Here is a 1240-nt window from a genome sequence, read left to right as displayed (position 1 = left end):
GGCGGCAGTCGCACCGGTAACGGCCGAGCCGCTGCCGGGGACCACCGAGGCGCCGGCCGAGCCGGCGTCGGAGGCCGTGGCGGTGGGCGCACCGGAGGGCTTGCCCTGGGCCGTGGGGGTGGCGGTGGGCGTGGAGGTGCCGGTCGCGGCAGTGGCCATTCCCCCTGCGGTCGCGACGGCTGCGGCGGTGACGGTGGCGGCGATGAGCATGATCGGGCGGATGCGCATGAATCCGTGTCCTTTCCTGCGGGCGTCCGGTTGATGCCAGCACCCCTGTACGCCTCCCGATGCCCGGCAGGTCGCACCCCGCACACGTGATCCAGGTCATAGGTCGTGGGCGCAACGCCGGGGCGGGGCTCGTGCGTACAGGGCGGGAGGCTCCGCCCAGGACGCACGGATCCGCCGCCGCGGCCGAGGAGTGCTTCCTCGCGCACCCTGTGCCGCGAGCCGACGGACAGCCCGGAAGAGAGGCCCTTGATGACGCCACAGGAGTTCGACGCGTTCTACGCGGCGTCCTTCTCCCGCCTGACCGGGCAGCTCTACGCGATCACCGGCAACTGGTCCGAAGCACAGGACGTGGTCCAGGAGGCCTTCATCCGCGCGTGGGACCGACGGCGCACCTTCGACCCGGGCAACGCCCCGGAGGCATGGATCCGGACCACGGCCCGGCGGCTGGCCGTCTCCCGCTGGCGACGTCTGGCCCGGGGCCTGCACTTGGCCGGACGCCACCATCGTCAGGAACCACCCACCGTCGAGCCGCCCACCGAGGAGCACCTGATGCTGGTCACTGCGCTCCGCGACCTGCCTGAGGCGCAGCGGAGCGCCCTGGTCCTGCACCACATGTGCGACCTCTCCGTCGAGCAGGTCGCGGCCGATACCGGCGCCAGTGTCAGCGCCGTCAAGAGCCGCCTCGCCCGCGGCCGGGCCGCGCTCGCGGCCAGACTCGCCGACCGGACCCCGACCAGCGAGGAAGGGAAGCTCCGTGTCTGACCCCATCCACGACATCCTCGCCGACCGGCTGCGGCTGCTCGGCACGCAGATGCCCGCACCGGTCCTGCCCGCTGCGGAGATCCGCCGACGCGCCGACCGGCGCCGCCACCGCCGACGCGCCCTTGGCGCGACCGCTGCCTGCGCCGCGGCAGCCCTGTGCCTGGCTCTCCCGTCCCTGCCGCCCTCACCGGGACCACAACAAGGAGCAGTTGCCACAGAGACCCCCTCCGTGCCGGCTTCCCCCCGTCCT

The 1240-nt window shown here is 73.6% G+C and carries 1 protein-coding gene and 1 pseudogene; one reads left to right on the top strand and one right to left on the bottom strand.

The window, feature by feature from the left end:
• Positions 1-228, bottom strand: a pseudogene (locus tag ACWGJO_RS41650) (hypothetical protein); the annotation flags it as partial.
• Positions 229-477: 249 nt separating this feature from the next.
• Between ACWGJO_RS41650 and ACWGJO_RS41645 the strand changes: the two are divergent.
• On the top strand, positions 478-990 hold the full coding sequence (locus ACWGJO_RS41645; RefSeq protein ID WP_452190978.1) for a SigE family RNA polymerase sigma factor: 513 nt from the start codon (positions 478-480) through the stop codon (positions 988-990).
• Positions 991-1240: the final 250 nt, after the last annotated feature.

The sequence above is a fragment of the Kitasatospora sp. NPDC054795 genome, assembly GCF_053611565.1.
Note: the sequence above shows the minus strand (reverse complement) of the source record. Positions and strands in the feature narration are given on the sequence as shown.

Bases quoted from the DNA above. Each gene is read 5' to 3' on its own strand.
- ACWGJO_RS41645 (WP_452190978.1), top strand. From the start codon at position 478: ATGACGCCACAGGAGTTCGACGCGTTCTACGCGGCGTCCTTCTCCCGC.